The organism is Mycobacterium sp. PS03-16 (genome assembly GCF_004570325.1).
GTDB lineage: Bacteria > Actinomycetota > Actinomycetes > Mycobacteriales > Mycobacteriaceae > Mycobacterium.
This window is the reverse complement of record NZ_SPQO01000015.1, coordinates 18,909-34,913: the sequence shown is the minus strand read 5'-3', so window position 1 is coordinate 34,913 and position 16,005 is coordinate 18,909. Positions and strand designations below refer to the sequence as shown.

At 70.5% G+C, this 16,005-nt stretch carries 15 protein-coding genes and 2 pseudogenes; 8 read left to right on the top strand and 9 right to left on the bottom strand.

Annotated elements, in window-relative coordinates:
* Positions 1-40: 40 nt before the first annotated feature.
* The 3 genes from mdo to E4P42_RS14500 all read right to left on the bottom strand — a co-directional run bounded on the left by mdo (position 41) and on the right by E4P42_RS14500 (position 2,973).
* Positions 41-1,312 (bottom strand): NDMA-dependent methanol dehydrogenase, encoded by a 1,272-nt coding sequence (gene mdo, locus E4P42_RS14510; protein WP_135126777.1) that lies wholly within the window; start codon positions 1,310-1,312, stop codon positions 41-43.
* 207 nt (positions 1,313-1,519) lie between these two features.
* Positions 1,520-2,293: an SDR family oxidoreductase gene (locus tag E4P42_RS14505; RefSeq protein ID WP_135126776.1), complete on the bottom strand. Its 774-nt coding sequence runs from the start codon at positions 2,291-2,293 to the stop codon at positions 1,520-1,522.
* Positions 2,290-2,973 carry a TetR/AcrR family transcriptional regulator gene (locus E4P42_RS14500; protein WP_135126775.1) on the bottom strand — a complete coding sequence of 228 codons (684 nt, stop codon included), beginning with the start codon at positions 2,971-2,973 and terminating at the stop codon, positions 2,290-2,292. Before E4P42_RS14500 ends, E4P42_RS14505 begins: the two co-directional genes overlap by 4 nt.
* Positions 2,974-3,121: 148 nt before the next feature.
* Here E4P42_RS14500 and E4P42_RS14495 point away from each other — a divergent pair, with 148 nt between their 5' ends.
* Positions 3,122-3,250, top strand: a complete 129-nt coding sequence (locus E4P42_RS14495; RefSeq protein WP_135126774.1) for a hypothetical protein — start codon at positions 3,122-3,124, stop codon at positions 3,248-3,250.
* Here E4P42_RS14495 and E4P42_RS14490 read toward each other — a convergent pair whose 3' ends face one another.
* Positions 3,251-4,804, bottom strand: coding sequence for a Na+/H+ antiporter (locus E4P42_RS14490; protein ID WP_245234025.1), 1,554 nt, complete (start codon positions 4,802-4,804; stop codon positions 3,251-3,253).
* Positions 4,805-4,934: 130 nt separating this feature from the next.
* Between E4P42_RS14490 and E4P42_RS14485 the strand changes: the two genes are divergently transcribed.
* Genes E4P42_RS14485 through E4P42_RS14470 form a run of 4 tightly spaced genes read left to right on the top strand, consistent with a single transcriptional unit; the run spans position 4,935 to position 10,010 of the window.
* On the top strand, positions 4,935-6,473 hold the full coding sequence (locus tag E4P42_RS14485) for a Re/Si-specific NAD(P)(+) transhydrogenase subunit alpha (protein WP_135126772.1): 1,539 nt from the start codon (positions 4,935-4,937) through the stop codon (positions 6,471-6,473).
* A gap of 4 nt (positions 6,474-6,477) precedes the next feature.
* Positions 6,478-7,920, top strand: a complete 1,443-nt coding sequence (gene pntB / locus E4P42_RS14480) for a Re/Si-specific NAD(P)(+) transhydrogenase subunit beta (RefSeq protein WP_135126771.1) — start codon at positions 6,478-6,480, stop codon at positions 7,918-7,920.
* A gap of 41 nt (positions 7,921-7,961) precedes the next feature.
* Entirely contained in the window at positions 7,962-8,819 is an 858-nt protein-coding gene (locus E4P42_RS14475) for a DMT family transporter (RefSeq protein ID WP_135126770.1), read from the top strand.
* Positions 8,820-8,867: 48 nt separating this feature from the next.
* Complete coding sequence (locus E4P42_RS14470) at positions 8,868-10,010, top strand: acyl-CoA dehydrogenase family protein (RefSeq protein WP_135126769.1); 1,143 nt, start codon at positions 8,868-8,870, stop codon at positions 10,008-10,010.
* Here E4P42_RS14470 and E4P42_RS14465 read toward each other — a convergent pair.
* A complete protein-coding gene (locus tag E4P42_RS14465) occupies positions 9,976-10,449 on the bottom strand; it encodes a GNAT family N-acetyltransferase (protein WP_135126768.1) in 474 nt (157 codons plus the stop codon). The genes E4P42_RS14470 and E4P42_RS14465 overlap by 35 nt on opposite strands.
* A 159-nt stretch (positions 10,450-10,608) precedes the next feature.
* Between E4P42_RS14465 and E4P42_RS14460 the strand changes: the two genes are divergently transcribed.
* The 3 genes and pseudogenes from E4P42_RS14460 (at position 10,609) to E4P42_RS14450 (ending at position 13,536) form a co-directional block, all read left to right on the top strand.
* Complete coding sequence (locus E4P42_RS14460) at positions 10,609-11,823, top strand: acyl-CoA dehydrogenase family protein (RefSeq protein WP_167759491.1); 1,215 nt, start codon at positions 10,609-10,611, stop codon at positions 11,821-11,823.
* Positions 11,823-12,602 (top strand): tyrosine-protein phosphatase, encoded by a 780-nt coding sequence (locus E4P42_RS14455; RefSeq protein WP_135126766.1) that lies wholly within the window; start codon positions 11,823-11,825, stop codon positions 12,600-12,602. Before E4P42_RS14460 ends, E4P42_RS14455 begins: the two co-directional genes overlap by 1 nt.
* A 90-nt stretch (positions 12,603-12,692) precedes the next feature.
* Positions 12,693-13,536: pseudogene (locus E4P42_RS14450) on the top strand (hypothetical protein).
* An 11-nt stretch (positions 13,537-13,547) separates the two neighbouring features.
* On the opposite strand, the gene E4P42_RS14445 reads toward E4P42_RS14450, so the two are convergent.
* The 4 genes and pseudogenes from E4P42_RS14445 to E4P42_RS14430 form a co-directional block, all read right to left on the bottom strand.
* Positions 13,548-14,033, bottom strand: coding sequence for a DUF456 domain-containing protein (locus tag E4P42_RS14445; RefSeq protein ID WP_135126765.1), 486 nt, complete (start codon positions 14,031-14,033; stop codon positions 13,548-13,550).
* A gap of 65 nt (positions 14,034-14,098) precedes the next feature.
* A pseudogene (locus E4P42_RS14440) lies at positions 14,099-14,323 on the bottom strand (SAM-dependent methyltransferase); the annotation flags it as partial.
* A gap of 16 nt (positions 14,324-14,339) precedes the next feature.
* Positions 14,340-15,041 carry a haloacid dehalogenase type II gene (locus tag E4P42_RS14435; protein WP_135126764.1) on the bottom strand — a complete coding sequence of 234 codons (702 nt, stop codon included), beginning with the start codon at positions 15,039-15,041 and terminating at the stop codon, positions 14,340-14,342.
* Positions 15,038-16,000 (bottom strand): NADPH:quinone oxidoreductase family protein, encoded by a 963-nt coding sequence (locus tag E4P42_RS14430; RefSeq protein ID WP_135126763.1) that lies wholly within the window; start codon positions 15,998-16,000, stop codon positions 15,038-15,040. The genes E4P42_RS14435 and E4P42_RS14430 overlap by 4 nt, the downstream gene beginning before the upstream one ends.
* Between the last annotated feature and the right edge of the window lie 5 nt (positions 16,001-16,005).

Here is a 16,005-nt window from a genome sequence, read left to right as displayed (position 1 = left end):
CGGCCGGAGGGGGCTCATCCGGCCGTGCCCGCAGATCGGGTCAGTACTTCTCGTTGATCGCGTGGCCGACCACCGGAATCATCGAGTCGACGGTCACCTCACGCGGATTCCCCGGCGTGCACCAGTCGCCCTGGATGTGTTCGGAGATCGCCAGCACCGTCTTGTCGTCGCCCTTGATGACCTCACCGCGGCCGGCGTACTTGCCGGTGTTCATCCGGTTCTTGTCGTAGGAGTCGGTGCGCACCTGGCTGAAGTTGTCGGGAATGCCCACATCTTGCGACAGCCGGATGGCCGCCTCGACCGCGGCATCGGCGGCCTGGACCGTCGTCATGTTGCGGGTGTCAACCCCCATCGCCGTGGCCAGCTGCGCGTACCGCTCGTAGCGGGCGGGCAGGTTGTACTCCCACACGCGGGGCAGCGCGATCGCGTTGTTGAGGCCGTGGTGGCTGTCGAAGAACGCGCTGACGGCGTGGCTGATCGAGTGCACGATGCCCAGTCCGCCGGAGTTGAACGCCTGTCCGGCGATGTACTGCGCGTTCATCATGCCTTCGCGGGCCTTGAGGTTGCGCGGTTCGAAGACCGCCTCCCGCAGGTGCTTGGCGACGAGTTCCACCGAGTACAGCGCGTTTCCGAGTGAGGGCGCGAAATCGAGCCGCGACACGAACGGCTCGGAACCGTGCGCCAGCACGTCGAATCCACAGTAGGCGGTGAAATGCTGGGGGCAGCTGTAGTAGAGCAGCGGATCGTCGATGGCCAGCGTGACGATCGTCGCCTCGTCGAAGCCGACCCACTTGTGGGGATGGTCCATGTCGGAGGTGTCGGTGATGACGTATGCCCAGGACGTCTCCGAACCCGTTCCCGCCGTGGTGGATACGGCGATGTGCGGCGGGTTCTGCTTGTTCGTCGACTTGGCGAAGCCCTCGAACTCGTTGATGTTGCGGCCGTCGTGGGCGATCACCACCCGCGCACCCTTGGCGGCGTCATGACTGGAACCGCCGCCGACCGAGATGATGCTGTCGCACTTCTCCTGCTGGTAGAGCGCCGCGGCCTCCATGCAGTTGTAGTCCTTGGGGTTGGACTCGACCTTGTCGTAGAGGACGACCTCGACGCCCTGGTACTCGATCTTGCCGGTGAGCTCCTCGATGATGCCGGAGCCGCGCAGGCCCGTGGTCACCAGCAGAGCGCGCTTGAACCCGAGATTCTTCGCCTCCACCCCGATGATGTCGTGTGCACCCACGCCGAGCAGCGCTCGCGGAAATGGATGGAACTCCTTGATCGGGAACTCCCAGATCTGGTTCAGCTCAATGGCCATCGCGATCTCTCCTTGCCGTATCGGTGGACGTTCGGTGGAAGTGCGCCACCGCCGGTCACCACCGTGACGCCCTGTGTCGGCGGTCACAACGGGTACGGGCACTTACTCACCGACCGGCAGGACAGAACTACCCGACCGGACAGGACGCGCGACGGGATCGGACCCACCGCCGCGAGGGGTCCGCGCTGACGGCGCTCGGCCGTCCGGTCAGCGGATCGTGCTCACGCCGCCGTCGACGGGGATGACCGTGCCCGTGATGTAGGTGCTGGCGCGGCTGGCCAGAAAGACCGCGATACCCGCCATGTCGTCGGGTGCGCCGACGCGGCCCAGCGGCAGCGCGGCGCCGACGGCCTCTTCCCCGGCGCTCATCAGCACCTTGGTCATCTTCGACGGGAACAGCCCGGGCGCGATCGCGTTGACGAGGATCTTCGGGGCCAGTTCGGTGGCCAGGTGGGTGGTCAGCATGTGCACCGCGGCCTTGCTCGCCGCGTACGAGAAGTTGTTGCGGCCGCGCTCGGGGGTGTGGAAGCCGTCCACGCTGCCGGTGTTCACCACCCGGGCCGGGTCGTCGTCGCGTGAGCCGGCGGTCAACAGCGGGACCAGTGCCCGGGTGAGCAGGAAGACACCTTTGACGTTGACGTTGAAGACCCGGTCGAACGCCGCGTCCGGGAACTCCTCGAACGGCGCACCCCAGTTGGCGCCGGCGTTGTTGAACAGCGCGTGGATCTCGTCCTCGCGGGCGGTGAGCGCATCGGTGAGGGTCTGGACCCCCTCGGCGGTGCCCAGGTCGGCCGGCACCGCCTCGACGCGGCCGAACGGCGACAGCTCCTCGACCGCGGCGGACAGTTCGTGCTCTTTGCGGCTCGACAGGTACACCGCGGCGCCGGCCTGCAGCAGCCCGCGCGCCATCATCACCCCGATGCCGCGGCCGCCGCCGGTGACGACCGCGACCTTGCCGTCCAGCCGGAACAGGTCGGTCACGCCGAGGGCACCTGTTCGACGCCCAGCGGCGAAGAGGCGCGCACGGTCTCGTCGCGGATCAGCCCGCGCAGCAGCGCGGTGCTGAACTCCTCGGCGATCTCCTGGGCGGTGCGCCGGCCCTGCGGCCGCAGCCAGCGGTAGGAGCCCAGCGTCATCCCGATGTAGCCCAGCGCGAGCACGTGGGAGTCGCAGTCGTAGAACTCGCCGTCGGCGATGCCGCGGTCGATCACGTCGCGGACGTGTTCGTAGACCTGGGTCTCCTTCTCGCGGATGTACTCGACCTGCTCCTCGGTGAACCACTCGCCGATGTAGGGCCCCTCCTGGAAGTACACGGCGGCCCGCTCGATGTCGCTGGCGATCCCGACCAGCAACCGGCGGGTGAAGTGGTAGATCGTCTCGCGCGCGGACGCGGACGGATCGTCGTGCAGCGCGTCGACGGTGAAGTCCGCGGCGCCCTTGTAGATGTCGTAGAGGATCAGCGACTTGCTGGCGTAATAGTGGTAGACGGTCGCCTTGTTCAGGCCGACGGCGTCGGCGACGTCGTCCATCCGGGTGCCGTGGTAGCCGCGCGCGGCGAACAGTTTGGTGGCCACCCGCAGCAGTTCGTCGCGCCGGGAGGTGCCGTTCGACGGCGACGACCCGCTCGCGCGAGCGGATTCCGGCGAGGCTTCGGGGGGCATGGCGACTCACTATCGAACGGGCCCGGCGGCGGGCGTCTATCAACTGGCTGGTTGACCAGTCTATGGCAATGCGGTGCGACCCCTGTTTAGGTTCGGCGCCGGCGGTCTAGACTTCCCGAAACGGCCCGCGTCACACCCGGAGGTACCGATGGACCCGAATCCCGATTACGACGCGACCGACGAGCTCGAGTTCTTCTTCAGCTACCTCACCTGGGGTCTGCGCGGCGTGGCCGGCCCGGGCGGTGGCTACCCGCCGCCGGCCTATCCCCCGGTCTGATCAGTCGGGCTGGCTGCCCCGGGTGTCGAGGCGGCGCAGCACCAGGTCCACCATCGTCGGGTCGGTGCCCGACTCCGAACGCGCCTGCACCACCGCGTCGCGGGCGGCGGCGAGCATCTCGTCCTTGAGCGCGTTGACCGTCATCGCGTGTTCGGTGTGCTCGGTGCGCCCGTCGTCGGGCGTGTAACCCAGCTGAGGCCACATCCGGTCGGCGTTGTCGCGGGCATGCTCGATCAGCTCGGCGGCGGCGGCGCCCGACGCCGCCAGCTCGTCGAGGCGCGCCAGCCCGGCGTCGCGGGCACGGCGGATCAGCGCCTGCACGGCCTCGTCCTGATCGCCCGCCGAGGCCCGCACGTCGAGCCGGCGCACCAGCCACGGCAACGTCAGCCCCTGCAGCAGCAACGTGACCACGATGACGACGAAGGCGAAGAACAGCAGCCGCTCGCGGTGCGGGAAGTCCGGGGGTAGCGCCAGCACCGCGGCCAGTGTCACCACCCCGCGCATACCCGCCCACGACGAGACCGTCATCTCCCGCCAGCCGATCGGTTCGGCGACCGCGGCCTTGCGGCGGTGCAGCCGTTCGTCGAGGGCGGCGACCGGGAAGATCCAGGCGAACCGCACGACGATCACCACGGCCGTCACCAGCAGCGCCTGACCGATCAGCTCGCCGAGCGGGGCGTCGATGCTGGCCGCCACCGCCCGCAGTTCCAACCCGACGAACGCGAACGCCACCCCGGTGACCAGCAGCTCGACGATGTCCCATGCGATTCCGGTGAACAACCGGGTCTGGGAGGACTCCACGTCGCCGTAGCGGCTCAGCGCCAGCGCGACCGTGACGACCGCGAGCACCCCGCTGCCGTGCAGCGCGTCGGCGGCGCCGTACGCGGCGAACGGGATGATCAGCACCAACGCGCTGCCCGCCGGGTGGGCGGGCAGCTTGGTGACCAGCCAGCGCGTCGCGGCGGCGACGGCCAGCCCGACACCGACGCCCAACACGATCGACAGGGCGAGCGCCTTGCCGGCGCTGACCGGTGAGAACGCCCCGGACAGGGTGCCGGCCACCGCCACCTCGTAGAGCACCAGCGCGGTGGCGTCGTTCGACAGCCCCTCCCCCTCGAGGATGGTCCGCAGCCGCCGCGGCAGGCGCAGTTCGTGGGCCACCGCGGTGGCGGCGATCGGGTCCGGCGGCGCGACGGCCGCACCGAGCGCCAGCGCGGCGATCAACGGCAGGCCCGGCAGCAACGCCTGCAGCGTCGCCCCCACCGCGAAGGCGGTGACGCCCACCAGCGCGACGGCCAGCAGGCCGATCGCCCGGCGGTTGTCGAGGAACTCCCGCCACGACGTGCGCCGCCCCGCCGCGAACAGCAGCGGCGGCAACACCAGCGGCAGGATGAGCTCCGGGGCCAGCGTCGGCGTCGGCACCCCGGGCACCAGAGCGAGCACCAGCCCGAACACCAGCAGCAGCACCGGGTACGGGATCGACATGCGCCCGGCCACTGGAGCCAGCACCACGGTGCCGGCCAACAGCACGAGCAGGAGCGTGAAGTCAGCCAAACCGCGGTCCTTCCCCCTCGACGTGCCGGGGGCGAGTACCCGCTTCACGCCCGCCACACCACACCCGATCCCGGTCGCGGCCGCAGAGGGTGGGCATGCCGCCGGTCCGGACGGATGCCAAGATGTGGCGATGCTCATAGCGATCCCTCGCGAGTCTGCGCCCGCAGAGACGCGCGTCGCTGCCACGCCGCAGACGGTCGGGCAGCTCATCAAGCTCGGCTACTCGGTCGTGGTCGAATCCGGCGCGGGCGCCGCCGCCAGCTTCTCCGACGCCGCCTACGCCGAGGCCGGCGCCGATATCGCGCCGTCCGAGCAGGTGTGGTCCGCCGACGTGGTGCTCAAGGTCAACGCACCCACCGACGCGGAGATCGCCGCGCTGCGCGACGGCGCCACCCTGGTCGGCCTGATCTCCCCCGCGCTGAAGCCCGACCTCGTCGAGAAGCTGGCGGCGCGGCCCATCACCGTGCTGGCGATGGACGCGGTACCGCGCATCTCGCGTGCCCAGTCGCTGGACGTGCTGTCCTCGATGGCCAACATCGCCGGCTACCGCGCGGTGGTCGAGGCGGCGCACACCTTCGGCCGGTTCTTCACCGGTCAGGTGACCGCCGCGGGCAAGGTCCCGCCGGCCAAGGTGCTGGTGGTGGGCGCCGGGGTGGCCGGCCTGGCGGCCATCGGGGCCGCGGGCAGCCTCGGGGCGATCGTGCGGGCGACCGACCCGCGGCCGGAGGTCGCCGACCAGGTCAAGTCGCTGGGTGGCGAGTACCTCGCTGTGGACCCGGCGGCGGCCGAGGTGTCGGCGACCGGCTACGCCAAGGAGATGGGCGACGACTACAAAGCCCGCGAAGCGGCGCTGTACGCCGAGCAGTGCAAGGACGTCGACATCATCATCACCACCGCGCTGATCCCCGGCCGGCCGGCGCCGCGGATCATCACCGCGGAGATGGTGGCCTCGATGAAGCCGGGCAGCGTGATCGTCGACATGGCGGCGGCCAACGGCGGCAACGTCGAGGGCACCGTCAAAGACCAGGCCGTCGTCACCGACAACGGCGTGACCATCATCGGCTACACCGACCTGGCCGGGCGGCTGCCCGCCACGGCTTCCCAGCTGTACGCGACCAACCTGGTCAACCTGCTCAAGCTGCTGACGCCGGAAAAGGACGGGCAGCTCACGCTCGACTGGGACGACGTGGTGCAGCGCTCGATGACGGTGGTGCGCGACGGCGAGATCACCTGGCCGCCACCCCCGGTCCAGGTGTCGGCGGCGCCCGCAGCGGCCGCCAAGGCCGCCGCCCCGGCCGAGGTGTCGAAGGCCAAACAGCCGATGACCACCGGACGCCGGCTGGGCATCGCGTTCGCCGGCGCCGCGGTGCTGTTCGCGCTGATCGCGTTCTCCCCCGCCGCGCTGCAGGTGCACCTGACGGTGTTCGCGCTCGCGATCGTCATCGGTTACTACGTCATCGGCAACGTGCACCACGCCCTGCACACACCGCTGATGTCGGTCACCAACGCCATCTCGGGCATCATCGTCGTCGGCGCGCTGCTGCAGATCGGTCACGGCGACGCCATCGTCACCGCACTGGCAACGGCAGCGATCCTGCTGGCCAGCATCAACGTCTTCGGCGGCTTCGCGGTGACCCGCCGCATGCTCGCGATGTTCTCGAGGAGCTAGGACCATGTTCACACTGGAGACCGCCGCCGTCGCGGCCTACGTCGTCGCGGCGCTGTTGTTCATCCTGGCGCTGGCCGGCCTGTCCAGACACGAGACCTCGCGGGCCGGAAACACCTTCGGCATCGCCGGGATGGCCGTGGCGCTGGTCGCGACGATCGTGCTGGCACTGGACCGCCACATCGAACCGCTGGGGCTGGCGCTGCTGGCCGCCGCGATGGTCATCGGCGCGGCGATCGGGTTGTGGCGCGCCAAGATCGTCGAGATGACCGGCATGCCCGAGCTGATCGCGCTGCTGCACAGCTTCGTCGGTCTGGCCGCCGTGCTCGTGGGCTGGAACGGCTACCTGCACGTCGAGGGCGATTCCGGCGGCGCCGAGGCGGCGCAGCTCGCCCGCGAGGGCATGCTCGGCATCCACTCGGCCGAGGTCGTGATCGGCGTCTTCATCGGGGCCGTCACGTTCACCGGGTCGATCGTGGCCAACCTGAAGCTCTCGGCCCGGATGAAGTCCGCCCCGATGATGCTGCCCGGCAAGAATGCCCTCAACGTCGGCGCGCTGGTGGTGTTCTTCGCGCTCACGGTCTGGTTCGTGATCGACCCGCAGCTGTGGCTGCTGATCGTGGTGACCGTGCTGGCGCTGCTGCTGGGCTGGCACCTGGTGGCCTCGATCGGCGGCGGCGACATGCCGGTCGTGGTGTCGATGCTCAACAGCTATTCGGGCTGGGCCGCCGCGGCGTCGGGCTTCCTGCTGGGCAACGACCTGCTGATCATCACCGGCGCGCTGGTCGGCTCCTCGGGTGCCTACCTGTCCTACATCATGTGCAAGGCGATGAACCGCTCGTTCATCTCGGTCATCGCCGGCGGTTTCGGGATGGAAAGTTCCAGTAGCGGGTCCGATGTCGATTACGGCGAGCACCGTGAGATCACCGCCGAGGGTGCGGCAGAACTGCTCGCGTCGGCCGGCTCGGTGATCATCACGCCCGGCTACGGCATGGCCGTCGCGCAGGCGCAGTACGGCGTCGCCGACCTGACCCGCAAGCTCCGCGAACGCGGCGTCGACGTCCGCTTCGGCATCCACCCGGTCGCGGGGCGCCTGCCCGGCCACATGAACGTGCTGCTGGCCGAGGCCAAGGTGCCCTACGACATCGTGCTCGAGATGGACGAGATCAACGACGATTTCGACGGCACCTCCGTCGTCCTGGTCATCGGCGCCAATGACACCGTCAACCCGGCCGCGTCGGAGGATCCGGGCAGCCCGATCGCCGGCATGCCGGTGCTGACGGTGTGGAACGCCGACCACGTCATCGTGTTCAAGCGGTCGATGGCCTCCGGGTACGCCGGTGTGCAGAACCCGCTGTTCTTCCGCGAGAACACCCAGATGCTGTTCGGCGATGCGAAGGACCGCGTCGACGCGATCAACGCGGCGTTGTCCGTCACCGAGAAGGTCTGACGCCCGCGCACACCCGTCGACCTCCTGCGTGGTCGGTGCCGATGTTCTTCGTCGTCGGCGCGGTCTCGCAGTACATCGGCGCCGCGGTCGGAGTCTTTCTGTTCACCACGGCCGACCCGGCGGCGGTTGCCTGGCTGCGTGCAGCGGCCGCCGCGGCGGTGCTTCTCGCCTGGCGCCGGCCGTGGCGGTTGCGCTGGACGCGGCGCGGTGTCGCGGTCGCGGGCGGCTTCGGCGTCGTGACGGTGGGCATGAACGTCGCGTTCTTCGAGGCGATCGCGCGCATCCCGCTCGGCACCGCGGTCGCGATCGAGTTCCTCGGGCCCATCGCGGTCGCGACGCTGGGGTCGCGCCGGGCGCGCGACGTACTCGCGGTGGCGATGGTGGCCGCGGGCGTCGCGCTGCTCGCGGGGGCGCCCGGGGGCGGAGCCGGTCGGCCGGCCGGCGACGACGCGCTGGGCATCGTCTTCGCCCTGGTCGCCGCGGGCATGTGGGCCGGCTACATCCTGCTGAGCAAGCGCGTCGCCGACGCGGGGTCGGGGCTGGACTCGCTCGCGGTGGGGATGGCCGTGGCCGCGGTGGTGCTGGCCCTGCCGCTGCTGGCCCGGCAGGTGCTCGACGACGCCTCCGTTCTCGCCGAGCCGCGGACCTGGCTGCTCGGCCTCGGTGTCGGCGTGCTGTCCACCGCCGTCCCGTACGTGCTCGACCAGTTCGTGCTGACCGTGATCAGCCGGGCCCGGTTCGCCCTGCTGCTGGCCCTGCTGCCGGCGACGGCGGCCGTGGTCGGCGTCGTGATGCTGCACCAACTCCCGACGGTGGCCGAGGTCGCCGGTATCGCGCTGGTGATGGCCGCCCTGGTCATCAGTGCGGGCGGGCAGGAGGCGGCGCCGGGTCCGCCCTGAGAACGGCCGCCGGTAATCTGAGCCGCGGAAAAACTAGGAGATGCAACCATGCCGGTGGACCGTCTGCTGCCGTCCGACGAGGCGCGCGAGCTGATCGCGCTCACCCGCGACCTCGCCGACAAGGTGCTGGACCCGATCGTCGACGCCCACGAGAAGGCCGAGACCTACCCCGACGGCGTGTTCGCGCAGCTCGGTGCGGCCGGGCTGCTGAGCCTGCCCCAGCCCGAGGAGTGGGGCGGCGGGGGCCAGCCCTACGAGGTGTACCTGCAGGTGCTCGAGGAACTCGCCGCGCGGTGGGCGGCCGTCGCGGTCGCGGTCAGCGTGCACAGCCTGTCGACCCATCCCCTGCTGGCCTTCGGCACCGATGCGCAGAAGCGGCGCTGGTCACCCGGCATGCTGTCCGGTGAGCAGATCGGCGCCTACAGCCTGTCCGAACCGCAGGCCGGTTCGGACGCCGCCGCATTGCGCTGTGCCGCAACGCCCTCGGACTCCGGGTACGTGATCACCGGGGAGAAGTCGTGGATCACCCACGGCGGGCGGGCCGACTTCTACACGCTGTTCGCGCGCACCGGCGACAACAGCGTGTCCTGTTTTCTGATCCCCGGCGATCAGCAGGGGCTCTCCTTCGGCAAGCCCGAGGAGAAGATGGGGCTGCACGCGGTGCCGACCACGTCGGCGTACTACGACGGCGCGCGCGTCGAGGCCGACCGGCGCATCGGCGACGAGGGACAGGGTCTGCAGATCGCGTTCTCCGCGCTGGACTCCGGGCGGCTCGGCATCGCCGCGGTGGCGGTCGGCCTGGCGCAGGCCGCGCTCGACGAGGCCACCCGTTACGCCAATGAGCGAACCACGTTCGGCCGCAGGATCATCGACCATCAGGGGCTGGGTTTCCTGCTGGCCGACATGGCCGCGGCCGTGGTCAGCGCGCGCGCCACCTACCTCGACGCGGCGCGCCGGCGTGACCTCGGGCTGCCCTACTCGACGCAGGCCAGCGTCGCCAAGCTGGTCGCCACCGACGCGGCGATGAAGGTGACCACCGACGCCGTGCAGGTGTTCGGCGGGATCGGCTACACCCGCGATGTCCGCGTCGAGCGCTACATGCGCGAAGCGAAGATCACCCAGATCTTCGAGGGCACCAACCAGATTCAGCGCCTCGTCATCTCGCGCTCGCTGAGCCGTCGAGACGCTTGACGTAGAACACCCGGTCGTAGCCGTGCCGGCGGCCGCGGCCGGACTCGGTGTACCCGTGCCGCGGATAGAAGGTCTGGTTCTCGGTCATCGCGACGTTGGTCGAGAGCCGCACCTCACGCAGGCCGAGCTCGCGGGCGTCGTCCTCGGCGCGGGTCAGGAGCACTGCCCCGTAGCCACAACCCTGGGCATCGGGTGCGACGGCGACGGTGTCGAGGTGCAGATGGTCGGGATGCCCGACGGTGACCAGCACACCGGCGATGCGCTCCGGCGTCTGGAGCACCCACACCCGCGCTGCGGTCAGCAGTGCGCGGTAGTCGTAGGTCATCGGGCCGGGGGGCACGCCGATGCGGTCGATGTAGTGGCCGAACGCGTCGGCGACGAGGCGTTCGATCGCCGGCACATCGTCCTCGCGCGCGCGGCGCAGGTCGTGGTCCGTCACCGTGATCAGGGTAGGCCCGCGGCCGCTCGGGGCGGGGATGACAGCCCCCGGCCACCGGGCGTTGGTCGGCCCGACTCGACGGTGTCCTATCGTGGTCGTTCAGTGCCCAACCGGTCGGTTGGGCGGTGCGGCACGAAGGGACACCCGATGGACTTCGCGATGTCGGCCAAGGCGCAGGACTACCACCAGCGGCTCACCGATTTCATGACCGAGTATGTCTTCCCCGCCGAAGCGGACTACCACCGCTACCGCGAGGAGGCCGGGCCGAAGGACCACACGGTCCCGCCGGTCGTCGAAGACCTCAAGAAGCTGGCCAAGGAACGCGGCCTGTGGAACCTGTTCCTGCCGTCGGAGTCCGGGCTGTCCAACCTCGACTACGCGGAGCTGGCCGAACTGTCCGGGTGGAGCATGGAGATCGCCCCGGAGGTGATCAACTGCGCCGCGCCCGACACCGGCAACATGGAGACGCTGCACCTGTTCGCCACGGAGGCCCAGCGCACGCAGTGGCTCGACCCACTGCTGGCCGGGGAGATCCGCAGCGCGTTCGCGATGACCGAACCGGCGGTCGCCTCCAGCGACGCCCGCAACATCGAGACCACGATGCTGCGGGACGGGGCCGACTACGTGATCAACGGCCGCAAGTGGTGGATCACCGGCGCCGCCGATCCGCGCTGCAAGATCCTGATCGTCATGGGGCGCACCAACCCCGACGCGGCCAGCCATCAGCAGCAGTCGATGATCCTGGTCCCGGTCGACACCCCCGGCGTCGACATCCGGCGGTCGCTGCCGGTGTTCGGCTGGCAGGACCAGCACGGCCACTGCGAGATCGTCTTCGACAACGTGCGCGTCCCCGCCGAGAACCTGCTGCACGAAGAGGGCAGCGGATTCGCGATCGCCCAGGCCCGGCTCGGCCCGGGCCGCATCCACCACTGCATGCGCGCGCTCGGCGCCGCCGAGCGGGCGCTCGCGCTGATGGTCGACCGCGTGCAGAAGCGCGTCGCGTTCGGCAAACCGCTGGCCGAGCAGGGTGTGGTGCGCGAGGCGATCGCCAAGTCGCGCAACGAGATCGACCAGGCCCGGCTGCTCTGCCACAAGGCGGCGTGGACCATCGACCAGCAGGGCAACAAGGCCGCGCACGTGCTGGTGTCGCAGATCAAGTCGGTGGCGCCGCAGGTGGCCTGCGACGTCATCGACCGCGCCATTCAGGTGCACGGCGGCGCCGGGGTGTCCGACGACTTCCCGCTGGCCCGGCTGTATGCCTGGCACCGCGCGATGCGGCTGTTCGACGGCCCCGACGAGGTGCACATGCGGACCATCGCGCGCGCCGAACTGGGCCGGGAGAAGTCGGCGTTCGCCGCGGCGGTGACACGCTAGTGCTGTCGGGCGCCTGGAACTTCCGCGACGTCGCCGAGGAAGCCGGCATCCGCCCGGGCCGGTTCTTCCGGTCCAGCGAGCTCAGCGGTCTGGACGACGACGGTCGGCGCCGCCTCGTCGAACTCGGCATCACCGATGTGGCCGACCTGCGCTCCGCGCGCGAAGTGGAGCGCCACGGTCCCGGCGCGGTGCCCGCCGAGGTCGAGGTGCACCTGCTGCACTTCCATGAGGTCACCGCGGTCGGCGGGGAAGCCCCGCACGAGTCGGCGTTCCAGAAGATGATGACCGAGAAGCCCGACGACGAAGACGTCAGCGTGGCGGCCAGGCGCTTCATGACCGAGGAGTATCTGCGGTTCCCCACCCTGCCGGGCGCGCAGCGCGCGGTGCGGCGGGTGGTCGAGCTACTCGGCGAGGAGCGGCCGGTGATCGCCCACTGCTTCGCGGGCAAGGACCGCACCGGCTTCACGGTCGCCACCGTGCTCGAGGCGGTCGGTGTCGACCGCGACGCCGTCCTCACCGATTTTCTACGGAGCAACGACGCGGTGCCGAGGCTGCGCGAGCAGATCTTGCAGTCGATCCGCGAACGCACCGAGACCGCCGAGGAGGTGACGTTCGTCGAGGCGCGGCTGACCGACGCGGTGCTCGGCGTGCATGCGGATTACCTCGATGCCGCGCGTCGTGCGATCGAACAGAACTACGGCGGGCTACCGGGCTATCTCGAGGCCGCCGGGGTGACCGCGGACGACCTGACGCGGCTGCGGACCGCACTGCTGGGCTGATCGCGTGACGCCACGGCGGTGCAGAGCCCGCTTTCCCGCCACCGCGTTACGCGAACGACGGGTGTCGGTGCCCGTCGTCATGCTGCCTTCATGGTCGAGCCCTTCCTCGGTAGCGCCGCGCTCGCCGACGGTGTTCTGACGCGGCACGCGCTGCGGTCACGATTCGTGGCCGTCCACCACGACGTCTACGTCGCGAAAGATGCCGAACTCACCGCCGTCGTGCGCGCGAAGGCCGCCTGGTTGCGCACCCGGGGCCACGGTGTGCTCGCCGGTTTCAGCGCGTCGGCGCTGCACGGGACGCTGGATCGATGCTCGGCGACCCGCCACTGTGATCGACTCGAACCGGCGGCGCACCCGCGGCCTGCAAGTCTGGGCGGACCGGCTCGACGACGAGGTCGCGACGATCGACGGCGTGCGGGTCACCACTCCCGTGCGCACCGCCGTCGACCTGGCGCGGCGCTATCCCACCGACACGGCCGTTGCCGCGATCGACGCTCTCGCCCGCGCCACCCGGCTGACCGTCGGCGACATCCTGGCCGCTACGAACCGGCCACGGCGCCACGGGATGATAGGGGCACGCGCGGCGATCGCCCTGGTCGATCCGGGTGCGGAATCACCGCGGGAGACCTGGTTGCGGTTGGTGATCGTGCGGGCCGGGTTTCCCCCTCCCGAGACACAGATCCCGGTGCAGAACGAGTACGGCGTGCTGATCGGCGTCGTCGACATGGGCTGGCGGCAGGTGCAGATCGCGGTCGAGTACGAGGGCAAGCACCATCGGATGAGCCGTGCCGCATTCGACAAGGACATCCGCCGGATGGATGACCTGATGGAACAGGGCTGGACGGTCATCCGGGTCACGGCCGCCGACACCGAGGCGACCGTCGTCCGGCGACTGTCGGCTGCCTGGAGCCACCGCACGCCCGCGGTGTCGTAACGTCACGCGCGCTACTGCGTGACGTACACCCCGGCCACCCACGCCACGGTGGCCAGCAGCGCGCCGGCCAACTCCACCCCGACCGACAGCGCGACGCCCTTGAGCGCGTGCACCGTAGACGCCCACGCCACCCGCTGATCGCGGCGCACGCCGAGCTCGGCCAGGTACACCCCGCCGACGAACCCGATGACCAGGCCGAGCACCGGAATCACGAAGAAGCCGACCACGCCGAGCACGCCGCCGGCGACCAGGCTCATGGTGCGCACCTCGGCGGCCCGCATCCGTCGCATCGGCCACAGGTACTTGACCAGCAGCGCCGCACCGAGAATCGCGGTGACCACGCCGAGCGTCACCCACCCCGCCACGTTGCCCTCGACGAACGCCCACACCGCGATCGCGGCGAACACCAGCAGCGTCCCGGGGAGCAGCGGCACGATGATCCCCACCATGCCGACCGCGATCGCCAGTGCGACGAGAACGATTCCTCCGGCGCTCATGGAGTCGAATCTACGGCGTCACGGCCGCCGGCCGCGGACCCACTGGACGGTGCCCATGCTCTTCGTCCGGACGCCGGCCCGCCGGGACCGGCCGCGCGACCCAGAGCCGCGGTGACGTTGCCCGGTCCGCTTCCCACGTCGAGGGCCACGCCGCCGGCCGGCAGCTCGCGCCACTCCAGCGGCAACTGCCACGCCGCGAGCAAACAACGGGCCACCAGCTGTGCGTTGTCGTAGACCAGCGAGCCGAGCCGCGCCGCCCACATCGCCCGGATGGCGCCGGTGTTGCGTTCGGCGGTGCCGGTGCCGTCAGGCGCCGAGCTGGTCGGCAAGATCGAGCAAATCGCTTGCGTCCACGTCGAATTCACCGTGCGGCGGCCTGCGCAACGTGCGGTCGGGGCCGTATTCGAGCGGCCGGAACACGAACGCGGTGCGCAACCCGGCGTCGCGGGCGGCCCGCAGATCGGACGCGTGCGCTGCGGCGAGCATCAGCTCGCCGGGCGCGATCCCGAAGAGGTCGGCGCAGCCGAGGTACGCCTCGCGGTCGGGTTTGTAGTGGCGGAACAGTTCGGCGGAGATCACGCAGTCCCACGGCAGCCCGGCGCGTTTGGCCATGTTGGTCAGCAGCGACACGTTGCCGTTGGACAGCGTGGTGATGACGAACCGCTCCTTGAGCCGCGTCAGCCCGGCGACGGAGTCCGGCCACGGGTCCAGGCGGTGCCACGCCCGGTTGAGCTCGTCGACGGCCGCGTCGTCGGCCGAAATGTGTTCGCGCCGCAGGAGTTCGACGAGGATCATGCGGTGCAGATCGTCGATGCGGGTCCACGGCAGCTCACCGCGGCGCACCCGGTCCATGGCCGGTGCGTAACCCTTGCGCCAGTCGTCGGCGAACACCGGCCAGTCGGCGGTGGCGCCGTGCGTGCGCCCGAAACGTTCGAGCTCGGCGATGATGCTCGACCGCCAGTCGACGACGGTGCCGAACACGTCGAACGCCAGGGCGCGGACCGTCACGGTTCGAGGACCAGCTTTCCCCGGATCTCCCCGGCCGCCAGCGCCTCGAGCGCCGCACGGCCCTCCGCCAGCGGATAGCGCACCGGCGGCGGCGGACGCAGCCCCGCCTCGACCAGCCGGCCCAGGCCGGAGCCGAACAGCGACTGCGCCCCCGGATTGCGGCTGACGAACTCGCCCCACCCGACGCCGACCACCGAGACGTTGCGCAGCAACAACCGGTTGACCTTGACCGTCGGGATGCCACCCGCGGCGAACCCGACCACCAGCAGCCGGCCCTCGGTGGCCAGCGCGCGGATCGCGTCGTCGAACGCCGCGCCGCCGATCGGGTCGACCACCAGGTCCACCCCGCGGCCGTCGGTGGCGTCGCGCACCGCCTGCAGCCACCCGTCGGTCAGCGGCAGCACGAGGTCGGCGCCCAGCGATTCGACGAACTCGCGCGCATGCGGGCGGTGCACCATCGCGATCACCCGGGCACCCATCGCCTTGGCGATCTGCACCGAGGCCGTGCCGATGCCGCCGGCCGAGCCGAGCACCAGCACGGTCTCGCCGGGGCGCAGCGCGCCACGACGGGCCAGCGCGAAGTACATCGTGTAGTAGTTGCCCAGCAGGGCCACCGCGGCGCCGTCATCGATTCCGGACGGGGTCGCCATCACCGAGGCCGCGGGCACCGCCACCCGTTCGGCGAAGCCACCGAGCAGTGAGAACGCCGAAACCCGCTGTCCCACGGAGAATTCGGAGTCTTCCGGCGCCGCGACCACGACACCGGCCACCTCGACCCCCGGGATGAACGGCGGGTCCATCTTGAGCTGATACTCGCCGCGGAGCATCAGCAGGTCGGGGAAGTTCACCCCGGCCGCACCGACGTCGACGACGACGGCGTCGCCGCCCGACACGTCGTCGACGTCGGTGTAGACCAACCCGGCCGGGCCGGTCAGAGATTGCGCGACAAGCGCTTTCACGCCGG